The organism is Candidatus Brachybacter algidus, from assembly GCF_016707225.1.
GTDB classification, from domain to species: domain Bacteria; phylum Bacteroidota; class Bacteroidia; order Chitinophagales; family Saprospiraceae; genus Parvibacillus; species Parvibacillus algidus.
In genome coordinates this window covers 467,281-483,585 of record NZ_JADJID010000002.1, presented here as the reverse complement: position 1 = coordinate 483,585, position 16,305 = coordinate 467,281, and the positions used below count along the sequence as shown (strand labels likewise).

The 16,305-nt window shown below is 37.6% G+C and carries 13 protein-coding genes; 8 read left to right on the top strand and 5 right to left on the bottom strand.

Annotated features, from left to right (window positions below):
• Nucleotides 1-8 precede the first annotated feature (8 nt).
• Complete coding sequence (gene recN / locus IPI15_RS07895) at nt 9-1,667, bottom strand: DNA repair protein RecN (RefSeq protein WP_287401634.1); 1,659 nt, start codon at nt 1,665-1,667, stop codon at nt 9-11.
• 948 nt (nt 1,668-2,615) lie between these two features.
• Between recN and IPI15_RS07890 the strand changes: the two genes are divergently transcribed.
• The 4 genes from IPI15_RS07890 to IPI15_RS07875 all read left to right on the top strand — a co-directional run bounded on the left by IPI15_RS07890 (nt 2,616) and on the right by IPI15_RS07875 (nt 6,771).
• The gene (locus IPI15_RS07890) at nt 2,616-4,565 is read left to right on the top strand and encodes a T9SS type A sorting domain-containing protein (RefSeq protein ID WP_287401633.1); all 1,950 of its coding nucleotides are present in this window, start codon (nt 2,616-2,618) and stop codon (nt 4,563-4,565) included.
• A gap of 129 nt (nt 4,566-4,694) precedes the next feature.
• The gene (locus IPI15_RS07885; RefSeq protein WP_287401632.1) at nt 4,695-5,738 is read left to right on the top strand and encodes a nucleoid-associated protein; all 1,044 of its coding nucleotides are present in this window, start codon (nt 4,695-4,697) and stop codon (nt 5,736-5,738) included.
• Nucleotides 5,739-6,236: 498 nt separating this feature from the next.
• Complete coding sequence (locus tag IPI15_RS07880; RefSeq protein WP_287401631.1) at nt 6,237-6,446, top strand: hypothetical protein; 210 nt, start codon at nt 6,237-6,239, stop codon at nt 6,444-6,446.
• Nucleotides 6,436-6,771, top strand: coding sequence for a type II toxin-antitoxin system RelE family toxin (locus IPI15_RS07875; protein WP_287401630.1), 336 nt, complete (start codon nt 6,436-6,438; stop codon nt 6,769-6,771). Before IPI15_RS07880 ends, IPI15_RS07875 begins: the two co-directional genes overlap by 11 nt.
• A gap of 286 nt (nt 6,772-7,057) precedes the next feature.
• Here IPI15_RS07875 and IPI15_RS07870 read toward each other — a convergent pair whose 3' ends face one another.
• The 4 genes from IPI15_RS07870 to IPI15_RS07855 all read right to left on the bottom strand — a co-directional run bounded on the left by IPI15_RS07870 (nt 7,058) and on the right by IPI15_RS07855 (nt 10,821).
• The gene (locus IPI15_RS07870; RefSeq protein WP_287419810.1) at nt 7,058-7,750 is read right to left on the bottom strand and encodes a hypothetical protein; all 693 of its coding nucleotides are present in this window, start codon (nt 7,748-7,750) and stop codon (nt 7,058-7,060) included.
• Between the two features lie 283 nt (nt 7,751-8,033).
• Nucleotides 8,034-8,498 (bottom strand): hypothetical protein, encoded by a 465-nt coding sequence (locus IPI15_RS07865; protein WP_287419808.1) that lies wholly within the window; start codon nt 8,496-8,498, stop codon nt 8,034-8,036.
• Nucleotides 8,495-9,001, bottom strand: a complete 507-nt coding sequence (locus IPI15_RS07860) for an RNA polymerase sigma factor (protein WP_287419806.1) — start codon at nt 8,999-9,001, stop codon at nt 8,495-8,497. Before IPI15_RS07860 ends, IPI15_RS07865 begins: the two co-directional genes overlap by 4 nt.
• Before the next feature lie 41 nt (nt 9,002-9,042).
• On the bottom strand, nt 9,043-10,821 hold the full coding sequence (locus tag IPI15_RS07855) for a carboxypeptidase-like regulatory domain-containing protein (RefSeq protein ID WP_287419804.1): 1,779 nt from the start codon (nt 10,819-10,821) through the stop codon (nt 9,043-9,045).
• A 524-nt stretch (nt 10,822-11,345) separates the two neighbouring features.
• Between IPI15_RS07855 and IPI15_RS07850 the strand changes: the two genes are divergently transcribed.
• From IPI15_RS07850 to IPI15_RS07835, 4 genes are read left to right on the top strand one after another with little or no spacing between them, the layout of a single operon-like run.
• Nucleotides 11,346-12,158, top strand: a complete 813-nt coding sequence (locus tag IPI15_RS07850; protein WP_287401626.1) for a glycogen/starch synthase — start codon at nt 11,346-11,348, stop codon at nt 12,156-12,158.
• A 32-nt stretch (nt 12,159-12,190) separates the two neighbouring features.
• A complete protein-coding gene (locus IPI15_RS07845) occupies nt 12,191-13,501 on the top strand; it encodes a DUF4270 family protein (RefSeq protein ID WP_287419802.1) in 1,311 nt (436 codons plus the stop codon).
• Nucleotides 13,502-13,531: 30 nt separating this feature from the next.
• Nucleotides 13,532-15,367, top strand: a complete 1,836-nt coding sequence (gene glmS, locus IPI15_RS07840) for a glutamine--fructose-6-phosphate transaminase (isomerizing) (RefSeq protein WP_287401624.1) — start codon at nt 13,532-13,534, stop codon at nt 15,365-15,367.
• 24 nt (nt 15,368-15,391) lie between these two features.
• A complete protein-coding gene (locus IPI15_RS07835; protein ID WP_287419800.1) occupies nt 15,392-16,072 on the top strand; it encodes a DUF4290 domain-containing protein in 681 nt (226 codons plus the stop codon).
• The last annotated feature ends 233 nt before the right edge of the window (nt 16,073-16,305 follow it).

Here is a 16,305-nt window from a genome sequence, read left to right as displayed (position 1 = left end):
ATTTTGATCTATGCTTGCGCAATGAGTTCTTTTGCGTTTTCTATAGCCGCCTTGGAAGGTGGCTTGGTCGATAACATGATAGCTATATTTTCTATCCGCTCGTCCAAAGATAATTCCTTAATCTGAGTAAAGGTCTTATCTCCAACAATTTCTTTGAAGACAAACAAATGTTTATTTGCCTTGGATGCCAATTGCGGTGAATGTGTGATGGCGATCAATTGGTGATCCTTGGACATATTTTGCAGAATGACAGACATTTTCAAAGCAATCTCCCCTCCCAATCCTGTATCTATCTCATCAAATATAAGTGATGGGAGTGGAATAGCGGCTGCGACAAGTGATTTCACAGAAAGTGTCAGTCTCGAAATCTCACCGCCTGACGCCACATCTTTTATAGGTGCCGGAATGGAACCCTTGTTCGCTGCAAATAAAAACTGGACTTGATCAGTACCGGAGGTAGTTAGTTTATCCGCAGGCTTCATTTCGACAACAAACTGCGCATGAGGCATTCCCAATTCACTGAGCAACTTGTGCAAAGTTTCTGTAAAAGGCTTGATGTGTTCCTTTCGTGCCTTTGAAAGCTTATTTGCCAGTTCAAACAACATTTTTTCGAGGGCTTTCAGATCGAGATGGATAGCAGCAATGGCATCATCCAGCTCATCAAAATTCTGAAGTTTAGACTCCAGATCTTCCTTTAAGGTAGTCAAAGCCGCCACGTCCTTGACCTGGTGTTTACTTTGGAGTTTGTACAATTGATCCAGCGTTTCTTTGATCGCGACAGCCCGTTCTTCATCTATCTCCGTACTTTCGGCAAGGTGGTTGATATCCTGGGACAATTCCTGCAGTTCTATTTTGGAAGAATGCAGTCTGTCGTAAATCTCTGAAATAGTGGTAGAAACTTTTGCGATCGGGCTGAAATTGGAAATGATATCATCCAGGGCACTGATGATATTTATATCGTTTTCGTACAATGCCAAATAAGCGGCACCTGAAGTGGTCCGAATCGTTTCTGCATTTTCGATGAGGTTCAATTCATCCTCCATGGCCGCCTGATCCATTGATTCAAATGGCACCGCGTTAAGTTCATTGAGTTGAAAAGTAAGGTAGTCCGCCTCCTGGATGGATTTTAGTTTCCGTTCCTCCAGTTCTTTTAACTCCTTATTTAATCCATTTAATTTTTTATATTTTTCTCCGTATTCTGCTGACAATAATTTATTCCCTGCATAAGCATCGAAGAGTGTCAATTGATAGGCAGGTTTTTGGATATCATACAAGCTGAATTGTTGATGGATATCAACCAGCTGCTGTGTGAGGTCCTGCAGTTGCTGCAGGGTGACGGGTGTATCATTGATGAATACTCTATTTTTGCCGGCGGGCTGTATCTCGCGACGGATGATGGTAAGGTCTTCGTAGTCGAGGTCATTTTCCGTAAACCATGACTTCATATCATATTCTTTGATCTGAAAGTCTGCTTCGACGATGCATTTTTCCTCCTTGTTGAAGAAGGTCTTGCTATCGGCTCTATTGCCCAGGATGAGTCCCAGTGCTCCGAGGAGGATAGATTTTCCGGCACCTGTCTCACCGGTGATGATATTAAAATGAGGATTAAAGTCAATGGTCAACTCATCGATGATGGCGTAATTCTTGACTTTGATACGTTGGAGCATATGGAGCTTTAGCTTTTATTTACCGGCCAAAGGTAACTAAAAGGGGAAATATTTCTTTGTCTGAATCACAGATTATACAGATTACACTGATATCACATATTATTACTAACACTATTCCGTGAAATCCTTTAATCCGTTAAATCCCTGTCTTTGTTAGCAGGCGAGTATGATTCTAAATATTTCTTTGTCTGAATCACGGATTATACTGATTACACTGATGGCACAGATTATTACAAGCACAATTCCGTGAAATCCTTTGATCCGTGAAATCCCTGCCTTTGTTGGCAGGCGAATATGATTCTAAATATTTCTTTGTCTGAATCACAGATTATACTGATTACACTGATGCCACAGATTATTACTTGCTCTATTCTGCGAAATCCTTTAATCCGTTAAATCCCTGCCTTTGTTGGCAGGCAAGCGTGATTCTAAATATTTCTTTGTCTGAATCACAGATTATACTGATTACACTGATGACACAGATTATTACTAACGCATTTTAGTGAAATCCAATAATCCTTTAAATCCCTGCCTTTGTTGGCAGGCAAGCGTGATTCTGAATATTTCTTTGTCTGAATCACAGATTATACTGATTACACTGATGACACAGATTATTACTTGCTCTATTCTGCGAAATCCATTAATCCGTTAAATCCCTGTCTTTGTTGGCAGGCAAGCGTGATTCTAAATATTATTAAACGCTGATATTTATCGTTCTGATCGTTGTTGTTCATTACCGATTACCCATTACGGATTACCAATTGCCTGCCATCAAATGTTAAATTATCCCAGTAACTAATTCTTTTACGCCAACAATTCTTATCTTAACCCATCAAACCCATTTTATACTATCAATTAACTTATTCACTCATGTAATTTTCAAATTATTTCGCTCAAAATTTCTTACCCTAATTAACCAATATTTATCCCATCATATATTTAAGCACCATGACAACTTTCAAAAATTTAACTAAATCCTTACTAGCATTCTTCATTTCATTTACAATAATAAATGACACTTCAGGTCAATGCAACCCCGAACTAAATGTCATTCCTGCCAATGATTGTTTCACAGCTGCACAAGCAGTTTTTGGTAATGGCAACGCATTCGCATGTGACCTTGTAGGGCTCTGTTTAAACAGCGATGATGCCTTGCCACTTCCTAATCCTATTCCATTTTGCGCTGCAAACTCGGTGCTAAATAACCCAATGTGGATTTCCTTCGTTGCTGATGACAGCGGTTTTATCGATCTAATTATCACTAACAATGTTTGCACGGGTGGGACACAATGGGCCTTGTATGACCAATGTGGTAATTATTTCAATACAATAGCTTGCCAATCATTTCCCGTTATACCTCCAAATACACCTTTCAATATTTATGCCGAGGTTGTTCCCGGTAATCTTTATTACTTAGTCATAGATGGTGCCAATGGAGCGACGTGTAATTATATTTTTCAAAGCGCAACTGGTGTAGCAAATGTCTCAGTTGGAGCACCTTTAGACTCAGTTTTAAGCGGTGACCTGACAGTCTGCCCTGAGCAAACCGGGCATTATAATTTCGCAGGATTTCAATTTGCCAATAATTATACCTGGACCTTTGACGGAATTATTAAGACTTCTGATCTTCCAGAGATTAACTTTTCTATGGGCGGAAGACCGCTGGGCACCTACCAATTGTGTGTCACTGCGACCAATAGCTGTGATGAGATCGGCCAATCCATGTGCTGGGACATAGAAGTGGTCGATGGTAATCATATCGAAGAAAGTGTCTATACCTGTCCAGGGGATTCCGCTTTGTACCAAGGCCATTTATATGCACCCGGTATATATGATAGCCTTCCATATTCCGGGCCATTGATTTGTGTCTCCTCGGTTACGCTGACTGTCGCTGAGCGTTCTGTGCCAATTGACATTATATACGATGTCGTCATTTGTGATGGTCAGCAATTTTTTAATTATCAGGGTGTGAATTATATGGTTGATTCACTTTATGAAGACGTGATATTTGAGAGCAATAATCGCTGCCCATTTCCTGCAGGACTGATCGTTTCGAAAAATGATGCTGCTACTTTGGAAATTCTCGCTGACAGAAATTCACTTCCTTGCATATCCGATGATAAAGCAACATTGTCCTTGGAAGGCAATATTATTTCAGCGCACGACTTACTGGATGAAACATATGTATGGAGAGATGAAAGTGGCAACATCCTAGGGACTCTGCGAAGTATAGAAGTCGGCAAGCCGGGGATTTATACACTTTTGGTCACATCTACATTTTCTAATCCTAAGGAGCTGATTGGCTTGACAGACAAAATAATTTGCACACGCGACTTTAGTTTCATTATTGAAAATGAAGACGCACCAATGGTAGCGCCGATCATCAAATCTTCTGTGATCAATCCTCAATTAGGTAAGTACATGTATGAAGTGGAGAACATAGGAGATTATCCGCTTGGCACAGAGTTTATTTGGGCTATTCCTCCCGGAGTAAATTTTACGGATATAGACACCGGCATTATCACTTTGGATATTGTCAACGAAGGGACATACACCCTATGTGTACAAGCCTTCTATCCATGTGGTGCGAGCGAAGAGGTTTGTATTGAATTAATGATTCAGACCGGTATGAACACTTCAAAAAATCAACTTCCGGAAATAAAAATATTAACAAATCCTGTTGGAGATTTTCTCAGTTTTAATATGAGCAAGGTCAAAAATATTCCTCTAAATCTCCACTTAATTGATCTGCAAGGAATAATTAAATATGAGGGTCGGCACACAAATATGGAAAGGATGGTGAACGTGGATGTGAAATCATTCACACCGGGTATTTATTTCTATGAATTCATAAGCAAGGATGGGCTTCGTAGTACAGGAAAATTCATCAAATTATAATGAATGCCTGCTAGAAATTATTTTTATAAATAGTTTGTGAAAAAGAAATGCTGCCCAATCTCTTCTTCAGGAATGAAACAACTTTACTGCAAAAGCGGTTTATTTGTATCTCTTAACTAAAAAAGATTTATGCTGCAGTTTGACAATACGACGCTCACATCCTTGTCTGTCCATCAGGTAGGAAATAAAACGTATGAAGAAGGTCTTGACTTCTCCCAATCACCGGTAGATATAGGTGAAGAAGGGTTGGTAAGGTTAATGAAAAGATATTTCCTCAACTCATTTTCCGGCAACGAAATGTTTCATTTTAAAAATGAAGTTGGCCTGGAGCAGAACGAGATTTATATGTTAGCTGCAAAATTATTTAAAGACCCGGATCAATTATACGAATTAAGCAAAACCATTGCGCTTCACTTGTACAACAGCACCACACATCCAAAAGTTAAGGGCGGTGAATTGTATATTGCATACTTGAAAGATGTTTTATTGGACGACGAATTGACGGATTGTATTGGAATATTTAAATCTGAAACCAAGGAAGATTACCTGAAAGTTAATGTCAAAAATACCGATGATCAGATCAATTATGATGAGGGTATAAACATCAACAAACTCGACAAGGGTTGCCTAATATTTAACGTGGATAAGGCAAAAGGATATCAACTTTGCATCATCGACAATCTGAATAAGAGTACTGAAGCCGCATACTGGAAGGATGATTTCCTTAGTATTCAGCCCATTACGAATGATTTCTATCAGACGAATCAATTCCTTGGCCTCGCCAAACAGTTTGTCACAAAACAAATGGCAGAGGACTTTGAAGTTACCAAGGCTGATCAGATCGACTTGCTCAATCGCTCTGTAGATTATTTCAAAAAAAATGATGATTTCAATAAAGATGATTTTGAGAATGAAGTTTTTGGAGACAGCAATGTGCGCGAATCCTTCCGAAAATTCGATGAATCATACAGGGAAGCGCATGATGTAGAAATATCTGATACCTTCTCCATTTCCATTCCCGCGTTAAAAAAGCAAGCTGCTGCCTTTAAATCAGTCCTGAAATTGGATAAGAATTTTCACATTTACATCCATGGTGATAAGGAATTAATTGAGCAGGGAATGGATGAAAGCGGAAGGAAATATTATAAGATATATTATGAGCAAGAGAGTTAATTTTGATCTATCCACCAACTGAAGTGGGAGGGAATTGAACGCTGAGATGAAAGATTGTATATAATATTTATGGAGCAATAACATTATTTATCATGGTACAAGTTAATCATCTATTCCAATCAACCCGGTTCTCATTTCATTGCAATCAATTATCCGGAAAGTTTAAATAAAACCATAAATATCAAATTAGCACGTTGGCGCCAGTCTCTGACTGGTAACCTTGTGAAGACACGATATTATTTTTTATTAAGCATATATTAAAAACTTGCAAAACGTTGGAGCTCTTGCTTTTTAAAAAAATTAATTCTCAACTTTGGTAATGCCACCAGTTACAAACTGGCTCCAGCGGTTGTATGCAGATTTCATATTCTTAAAAAACAATAAGCCCTGCTTTAATGTTTGTATTTTATCCACTGATATTGTAAATTTGTATATTAGCTTAGAAAATTCTCTATTCACAGATTTGCACCAGCGTGAACGAAAAAAATAATTAAAAAAATGAAAGTATTGATTGAGATACCCGACGATGAGGCAAATTTTGGAATGAAAGTTTTAAAAAGCCTTTCTTTTATTAAAAACGCAAAGCCTATGACTATGGACGCTGCCATGCTTTGGGATGATCTTAAAGAAGCTGCTGAAGAAGTTCGTTTGCACAAGCAAGGTAAATTAAAACTTAAAACAGCACAAGAGCTTCTTTGTGAGTTATAGTATTATTGCCACTCATCGATTTGAGAAAGAGCTCAAGCGACTCTCAAAAAAATTCCCATCTATAAAAAATGATTTTGCTGAACTCATAGACAATATTTTAGAAGACCCTGAATCTGGCACTTTTATTGGAAATAACTGTTATAAAATCCGTTTAGCTATAGGTAGTAAAAGAAAAGGTAAAAGTGGAGGTGCAAGAGTTATCACCTACCTGTACATTGAAACCGAAACTGTTTATCTTCTTACTATCTATGATAAAGGAGAAAAAGCTGAGTTGAAAGCGAATGAGCTTAAAGAAATGATCGAAAGTCTGGAATTGAATCTTTAAAAGCTCAGATAGCGCCAGTATAATATCATTTCCATCCAACCCGCGCTGGCCCCACGCTGGCGCCAGTCTCTGACTGGTGACCTTGCTAAAACTAAAGATTAATAATATATCTTATTACGGCATAAGTAAAAATCTATCGCATGCGAGCATTTCCAATTCCAAGATGTTATACCCACTTATCATACTCTCAAATAGATATGGTCATTAAATTCAATCGTTCAATTTCCCATGAATAAATTCATGGGAAAAATATCGACATGATGCTCGCCTGACAGATTTAATAAAATTAAAAGTAATGCTTAATTCCAACGTTTAAACTAAGCATATCATAATAAACACTTACTGGATTGCTATTTTGAGACCAATCTGAAAAATAAGTAATGTACTGAGGCTTGATCATAAAGGAGACGTGCTTACTTAAATGACGCTCAAATGATATTGCCAGGCCGGCACTCAAACCTATCTTCGTTTTATAAATATAATTTAAATCGGCCAAAGATTTGACATCTTGTTCGGCAAGGAGAATCTTACCTGATGACTTTAAACGGACATTTAACCCCAAACCTGCTTCCAGTCCTACTTTCCAGCTGCCCAGTTTTTTCTGATATCCAATATTCAAAGGAATATTTAACAGAGACAAAGTGTTTTGGCCCCGCTCTGACAATGTACCCCGAACTAAACTTGTATCACTAGGCTGTTGAGTAGAAGGATCTATTTTTACTTCAATTCTTGTAGCTTTTCCATTGGTATAATTGAATTTTTCGATGATTTCGGACCATTCCAAACCTGCAGCTATCGTCCAAGTTTGCATAAAATCAAATCCAATCAAAATGTTTGAATTCCATGAATAAAGAGGTTTTTCAGTCTCTTTTCTAAAATTGAGTGCCGAATTTTCCAAGTTTGAAGAACTCATATGCTTGAAAGGCTTACCAATACCTGCATTAATTTCAACAAAGTTTCTAATTTTCTTTTTATGCACAATTGGCTTGTTAATATTTAAATACACACCAGAAATATTTGTGGGTTCGACATTAATTATCGGAGCATTTAAAAAAATTAGTGTAGGTGATGATGTTAATGAATTTGTAGTAAAAACAGGGTGATCCAAAATGTCCATGGGATGCCCGGAGTCTGCATCCTCCGATTCGGGTAGTTTTGAATATGAAGGAAGGGAATTATCAATAAGTGGAATTAAATTCGAATTATTTGTTGAATTATTTGTTGAATTATTTGTTGAATTATTTGTTGAATTATTTGTTGAATTATTTGTTGAATTGCGATTTGTTGAATTGCGAAATTTCCTTTTCAGATGAATTTAAATCTTCAAATTTATACAATCTTCCTTCTTTTACTGAAGCCTTATTTAATAATCCAGTTTCATTCATATTAGTTGACATTTGGGCCAATTCAGAAGATACTGATCCGGATATCTTTTTATCTTCAGTATGTTGAATTACGGGATTTTGAGATAAAGTCTGCGATTGATCAACTTGAATCGATGAATTTTCTTTTATTAATATTCCACTTGAGTTATTCAACAATTGAAATGCAATTACGGAACCTAAAAGCATAACAAAGAACCACAAGAAAAAAATGGGCCTCTTCCTTTTCTTTTTCTGTGCATCCAATTGGACAGAGATCGATTCCCACATATCATCTGAAACAGGTGATTTCTGATCATAAAACTGATCAAATAACTTCTTTTCATGAATATCTCTCTGATTCATAGATATAATTTCTGTTTGTGTAATAATTGAATTTTGAGGTAATTTCGTGCTTTGGATAATTGCGATCTTGATGTGGCTTCAGCAATACCAAGTAATTGACCTATCTCCAGATGAGAAAGGTCATCAATGATGAACATATTGAAAACGGTTCGATAACCTTCAGGCATTTCATTGACCAGCGACATCATCTCTTCGGCAGTCATCGTTTCATCAATTAGATTGGGTTCAGACAATTGATTGATAAATTTATTGTCCTCAATATTTTCTGTCTTTTTATTTCTGTTTAGTTCATCCAATGAACTATTGATCATAATTGTCCTCATCCATGCTCCAAGAGACATGTCTGTGTTGAATGATTTTAAATTATTAAATACTCTGATGAAACCATTTTGAAGGGCTTCCCTTGCCTTATACTCATCCCTGCAATAGCGAAAGCAGATGGCATACATCTGCTCGCTATATCGTTCATAGAGCTGCTTCTGACTTTGTCGGTCATTCTGCAAACATTGTTGTATGAGTTGGGAATCGGTCAAAATCTTTACTACTATCTATCAGTTATTGTGCGGAATGAGCCTGATAGATGACAAATTTCATTATTTTCAGGATTAATGAATGTAGTTTTATACGTTCCTTCAACCCTAGAGTCAATCGAAAATTCTCCTCCTTTAGTAATAGTTACTTCTCCCCCTATTAAAGGATAATTTACCTGAGTAGGATCGATTATAGTAAGATTACTAAAAAAATTCGGCTTTAATGGGTAAGTGCCTGTAGTTACAGTTCCAATAGGTACTAAATCCCATCCAAAACTAAATAAAATACGGGGTATATTCATACCAGAATCAAATGACAGAAGTGCTATTGTATCTCCTCCATATAAACCAACAACATCCCCTACAAATATTGTATCTATAGACAACTCCGGAATTTTCACTTTAACATATGTAGGAATGACACCACAGGCTATTATTGTCCCAAAATCAATAAGAAGGTTCACATTGACCTCAGTTAACTCACTTGACTGTATATTCTCAATATCAAATGCTTGAATAGTTATATTATCCATAGATTTGCACGAAATAAATGATCCGTTTACTAAACCATTTTCAATGGGAAGAATATGACCTTGACCTGTAATTGTTGTTATTTTGACGTAACCATTTTGAACATTACCAAAATTGCAATCCACCACTTCTCCAGTTATATCTACATTAATTATGTTATTAAAAGAACCAAGGTTTACAATTATATCATTTAAACTGGTATTTGAAGAGAATGGGCCAATGTGCTCATTATAAACGATTGTATTACAATCATTTGAACTTATAGATATCTCGATATCCAACAATTGGTCTTTAGGAACTCTGCCATTAAATAAACCATCGGAGTTTGTAGTGCCACCTACGCCAATTGTTTGTCCAGATATTTTTATCCGTATCTGTGCATCGTTTATTGGTTGACCACGTTGATCTTTTACCCTCCCATTCAGAATAATTGAAGGCAATTCTGAATCATAATTCCAACAAGAAAAATGCCCAACATCCCCTACGTAAGTATCATTGACCAAATGAGCCTCTCCTTCCTCTATCCAATATCCCAGGTTCTCATCGAAATACCATAAAGGAATTGTGGATGGGGCTTTGTCCAATAATTCATTTGGTATTTTATTATTAATAATCACTTTTTTTCCTGAGGCTATTTGAAGTTTCTGACCTGTAGAACTCTGCATTTCAATAGATACCATGCCATAGGTGGTTAGCACCACCTCTGCCTGTGAGGTATTCAAACCAGTCAGATTTCCGGGCATCTCATCGAAAATCGTTTCTGAAGTCGGATCCATATATTTTATGGCGACGTTGACCTGACCTGTATATTTTTCTCCTGTTGATTCGACTACAATTCCATTAGAAGGAAATTCAACTGTTATATTGGATTCCTTTAGAGATCCTCCGTTCGCTGATTCAAAGGATTGATCAAAATCCTTTTTAAGCAAAATGACTTTTAATGAAATGTTGGCTTTTCTGTTAGTCATAAATGCCCGGCTCCCATCAAAATAAGCGTCTTTCTTTATTCTTAAATTGCTGTGCCGATCACTGACCTCAACATCTTTGAATTGATATACCCCGTTTTCATCTGTGGTCTTTGTAACACCATTAAAGGTCACATTGGCATCTTTAATAGGCTGCCCTTCCTCATCTATCACTATTCCAAGAATATTAGAAGTGTAAGTATGACCTTGTTCACCTTTAATAAAATCACTTTCTTCCTTAACACATGAGGAGACAAGCAGAGATAAAATTGTGAATAATAGTAATTGGAGTTTCATAATTAATTTATGTTTTGTTATCCTTATTACTTGATGAAAATTGTTTTCGTTGCCTCATCTCTAAAAATAATACAATGGGATCAGCTAAAAGATTGAGTTACTTGAGTCTTTCCTAAGTCATAAATTAATATTTAGGCTTTCCACTCTTTCTCACCATACATAATTTGCCGCTGGCTTTAGCCGACGGATAACTTTAAGGGTATACGGACTTCAATCCCACTCTTTTAAGCTATAATGAAATGTCAAGAATCACGCTGCCGATAGCCTCTGACTAAAGACCTTGCGGAGACCAAATATCCAAGATATTTATCACAGCACATCATAAAAACTCTTAGCAAAGTATAATCTGATTTCTCATTTATCCACCATTTTTCACCCTGCAACTTTCATTCTAAATTCTCCCAAACGCCTCAAAAACAACGACTTCTTGTTTTTTATTTTAGAAAATCAGCATAAGCCGCCGAAAATGTCGTACTTTTGCGGTCTTTAATTTGAAAAGCAGTAAAATAAAGTAAAAGTACCATATGTCAAAGAAGAAAGTACTTATTATAGCGGAAGAATTATCTCCATATACTTTTGAGAATGATATCGCCAATTTAGTAGGAAAATTACCACAAGCCATCCACGAGTCAGGAATGGAAGTGCGTATCCTCATGCCAAAGTTTGGTATTATCAACGAGAGAAGACACAGACTACACGAAGTAGTGCGTCTATCCGGTATGAACATCATCATCGATGACGACGATTATCCATTGATCATCAAAGTGGCTTCTTTGCCCGGAATGAGACTTCAGGTCTACTTCCTCGACAACGAAGAGTTCTTCAAACGTAAATTCATGTTTCATGATGAAGAAGGTAAGCCATTTGTCGACAATGAAGACAGAATGGTATTCTTCTGCAAAGGTGTCATCGAGACGATCAGAAAGTTCGGTTGGCCGGCAGACTATATCCATTGCTTCGGCTGGATGACGGCGTTGATTCCTTTTTATCTGAAAACCGCTTATAAAAATGACCCTATCCTAAATAAATTTAAAATTATTTATACACCATACAAAGAGGATATTTCTGGTTTCTTCACACCTAAATTCCTGGACAAGGCCTCTATCAACAATCTTGAGCCGGAAGACCTCAAGCCCTTCATGAAAAACAAGGACGTTACACTAATCGAAGGTGCATTAGCGTTTACTGATGGAATTATCATAGGCAGCGAGGATCTAGATGAATCCGTTACCAAAGCAATCAAAAAGCTGAAAGGTATCCCTGTGTTGGATTATGTTCCTTTGGAAAATATGAAGAAGGAATACATGGAGTTCTACAATAAGCTGATTGAGGAATAATCCTTTTTTTGTATAATCTTTAAAGAAAATTTGTGAAAGTATATACTTTATTCGCAGCGCTACTTCTGATCGCCCTCTTCAGTTGTAACAAACCCAGTGATTTTGGAAAAGAATTCGTCTCTGGCAATAATATTCCCTTCGACGTCATCGACACCTTTTCTTTGAAAGCAATTTCAGAGCCGGGTGCCAGAATTAGAATGTATGTACCAGGTTCTACTGCTACATCTGGTAATAGTATTGTAGGTGCTGTACGTGATGATGAATTTGGAATTATAACTGCCAATATTTATGCACAGTTTGTAATCAATAAAGCCATTAGTTCTAAAGCGACCAATCTTTCTGCATCTGCGATAGACTCTGTAGTTTGGGATGTATATTATGACGCAGACAGTACAGGACAATATGGGGATCTCTCTAGCCCAATTAGTCTGGATGTTTTCAGAATTACAGAAAATGTCAACAATCAGGACACCTTGTATTCAGATTTTAACTACCAAACAGATGCGGTTCCAGTATCCAGCATTTCGAATTTTATACCCAAACCCTTTCCAAGTGATTCCTCACATCTGCGCTTTAGATTCAACAATGATTTCGTCAATTATTTGAAATCTCTTCCAGATTCTACCTTCAACACCAGTTCAAAACTACAGGAACAGTTTGAAGGATTAAGTATTAAACCAAATGGCGAAACAAAAAGCATGATCCGCCTTAACATGGTCAATACCAATAATAGACTTACTATTTATTATAAGCCTACAGCGAGTGATACCACAACTTCAATTATTTTGATTACCAATGGCAACTGCGTTCGTCATACTTCATTTACACATGATTATACTGGCAGTCGGTTCCAAAAATACCTGGATAATCCAACCACAGATAGTGTTTTATTCATTCAATCATTAGCCGGTCCAAGAGTCAAAATAACATTACCCGATCTCTCTTATCTAAAGTATGATGCCCTTAATTTCGCAGAGTTAGAACTGACTGTGACCGATCCTATAAACAACTTATATGCACTGCCACTTCAGTTATGGTTATTTAAAAAGAACTCTGATGGAGAGTTAATCTCGACTACCGATGGAAGCATTGCATTGACATCTTCACTAGCTTCCGCTTATGGTGGAACAAAAGAAGAGTTTACAGAGAATGGTCTGACTAAATATAAATATAAAATCCGCTTGCCTAAATATTTAACAGATTATATTGATGGACAAGAAACAAATGAGTTGTATCTTAGTATGCTTTACTCTGGGACTTTACCTGCAAGAGTGCTGTTAAATGGCCCTAATACCAAGGCTAACCCTATGAAATTGAAACTTATTGTTTCAAGAATACTTTAATGTAAAAGTAAATTATATCAATTCGTCTTTATGTGTGGAATAGTTGGATATATCGGACACCAGGATGCTTACCCTATACTCTTAAAAGGGTTGAAAAGACTGGAGTACAGAGGTTATGATAGTGCCGGAGTAGCACTGCTCAATGGTGATCTCAATATATATAAAAGAAAAGGAAAGGTTAATAACCTTGAATTATTCACTGAGGGCAAAAACAAGAATGGTTCCGTGGGTATCGGGCATACAAGATGGGCCACCCATGGTAAACCTGACGATATCAATGCTCACCCGCATCTATCAGGCAATGGAAGACTAGCGCTCATACACAATGGTATTATTGAAAATTATGCTACCCTGAAGGAAGCACTGCTTAAACTTGGTCATACTTTCATCAGTGAGACGGACACGGAAGTTTTAGTTCACTTAATTGAAGAGATCCAGTCTTCAGAAAATCTTGAACTCGATGAAGCGGTCAGAATAGCCCTTACTAAAGTGATCGGCGCCTATGCTATCGTCGTCATCGACAAGTTAAACCCCGATATCCTTGTAGCGGCACGCAAAGGTAGCCCACTGGTAGTCGGTCTTGGTGAAAATGAATATTTCATTGGTTCGGATGCTACTCCGATCATCGACTATACTAAAAAAGTAATATATCTTCAGGATGAAGAGATCGCCATCATCAAAAACGGAAGATTACAGATTAAAGACATTAGAAATGAAGTCAAAAATCCTAAAGTAGAATTACTTGACATGCAGATCGAAGCCCTGGAAAAAAGTGGCTACGACTACTTTATGTTGAAAGAAATACATCAGCAACCTGAGACTGTCCTTGATTGTATGAGAGGTAGATTAAATGCGGAGGAAAGCTGGATCCACTTAAGAGGTGTTGAAGAATATGAGGAGAAATTCAGGAATGTTCAGAAATTAAATATTGTTAGTTGCGGCACTAGTTGGCACGCTGGCCTTATAGGAGAATATCTGATAGAGGACCTCGCCCGTCTCCCTGTAGAAGTAGAATATGCATCTGAATTCAGATACAGAAATCCAATCATAGGACCGGATGACATTGTGATCGCACTTTCGCAGTCAGGTGAAACAGCAGATACACTTGCAGCACTCGAACTTTCTAAGGAAAGACGCGCACTTACTTACGGTATTGTGAATGTCGTAGGTTCATCTATCGCTCGAACGACCCATGCTGGTTCTTATATTCATGCAGGGCCGGAAATCGGTGTAGCTTCTACTAAAGCATTTACAGGACAAGTGACTTTGCTGACGTTGATGGCTTTAAAATTAGCAAGCGCAAGAGGAACGATCTCTAAGTCCCGATTCCAGGAATTGGTCGTGGAATTGGAAAAAATCCCAGGCAAGATCCAGAAAGTTTTGGAAAAAAGTGATCAGATCAAATATATTGCGTCAGAGATCAAGGATAGTACCAATGCTATTTATCTTGGACGTGGAGTTAACTTTCCGGTAGCATTGGAAGGCGCATTGAAACTTAAAGAAATATCGTATATCCATGCTGAAGGATATCCTGCTGCAGAGATGAAACATGGACCTATCGCCCTTATAGATGAGAAAATGCCTGTCATCGTCATCGCTACCAACAAAAATGCTTATGACAAAATCGTCAGTAACGTTCAGGAAGTGAAGGCAAGAAAAGGTATAGTTATTTCTATCGTATGTGAAGGTGATGTAGAGATCGCCAAATTATCAGATTATTTCATTGAAATACCTGAGACTGAAGATCCTCTGACACCGCTACTTTCAGTGATTCCTTTACAATTATTATCTTATCACATCGCATTGATGCGCGGCTGTGACGTAGACCAACCAAGAAACCTTGCGAAGTCCGTCACTGTCGAATAATATTACATTTTACAAAAGACCATTATGGCAATCAGAAGCTTAGAAGAAAGAAAAACATTAGAATATAATACAGATCGTGACCACCTCGTGCTTCCAGAATACGGAAGACACCTTCAGAGAATGGCCAACAGCATCAAGAAACTGGAAGATCCTGAAGAACAAAGAGCTTACATAGAGCGATCAATCGATATGATCATCCAGCTTTTTCCGGAAAGCAAAAGTGTAGATAACTATAGAGAAAAACTGTGGCACGACATGTATTACATGGCTGGTTTCGAATTGAAAGTGCTTCCTCCAGGCGGCGTTAAGCCTACCTTCGAGGATCAAATGCTACGTCCTGAACAACTCACATATCCTGTCCACCACCTTCAGTTCAAGCATTACGGATACAATGTTCATCTGATGATCCAGAAGGCACTCGGCATGGAAGATGGACCAATTAAAAAGGAATTTGTCGATGTCATAGGTTCATACATGAAGCTGGCTTACAAAACCTGGAATAAAGAACATTTCGTGAGTGACGATATGATACGTCAAGACTTGCAGTCTATCACAAAAGGAGAATTAAGCATCGATGAGGACAAAGATCTGGATGGTCTTGTATCATCACAAGCTAAAAAGCGCTTCTTACAAACACCTACTCCTGTCAAAAGCTGGAAAAACAAACGCAAACCACCAATGCAAACCAAAGATCGCAGAAGGTAATTACTTCGCGAACGTTATAAATCAAGTTTTGGAGCAAAATATTTTTTACAAAACCCTTGATATTACTTGACTTGAAGTTAGAAGTTAGAAATCAGAAGTTAGAAGCTTGTCGGACAAAGTGAAGCGGAGGCGGGCTTGCCCGACTAAAGAATTAACGGCGGTCTTGCCTGATTAACGAAGAGAGGCGAGGAAACTCCGATGATTGTGTAAGGTAAATAAAAACAATTCAGAAA

Coding starts and splice junctions, on each gene's coding strand:
- IPI15_RS07865 (WP_287419808.1), bottom strand. CDS start 8,498: ATGAATCAGAGAGATATTCATGAAAAGAAGTTATTTGATCAGTTTTAT.
- IPI15_RS07880 (WP_287401631.1), top strand. CDS start 6,237: ATGAAAGTATTGATTGAGATACCCGACGATGAGGCAAATTTTGGAATG.
- glmS (WP_287401624.1), top strand. CDS start 13,532: ATGTGTGGAATAGTTGGATATATCGGACACCAGGATGCTTACCCTATA.
- IPI15_RS07885 (WP_287401632.1), top strand. CDS start 4,695: ATGCTGCAGTTTGACAATACGACGCTCACATCCTTGTCTGTCCATCAG.
- IPI15_RS07850 (WP_287401626.1), top strand. CDS start 11,346: ATGTCAAAGAAGAAAGTACTTATTATAGCGGAAGAATTATCTCCATAT.
- recN (WP_287401634.1), bottom strand. CDS start 1,667: ATGCTCCAACGTATCAAAGTCAAGAATTACGCCATCATCGATGAGTTG.
- IPI15_RS07835 (WP_287419800.1), top strand. CDS start 15,392: ATGGCAATCAGAAGCTTAGAAGAAAGAAAAACATTAGAATATAATACA.
- IPI15_RS07855 (WP_287419804.1), bottom strand. CDS start 10,821: ATGAAACTCCAATTACTATTATTCACAATTTTATCTCTGCTTGTCTCC.
- IPI15_RS07890 (WP_287401633.1), top strand. CDS start 2,616: ATGACAACTTTCAAAAATTTAACTAAATCCTTACTAGCATTCTTCATT.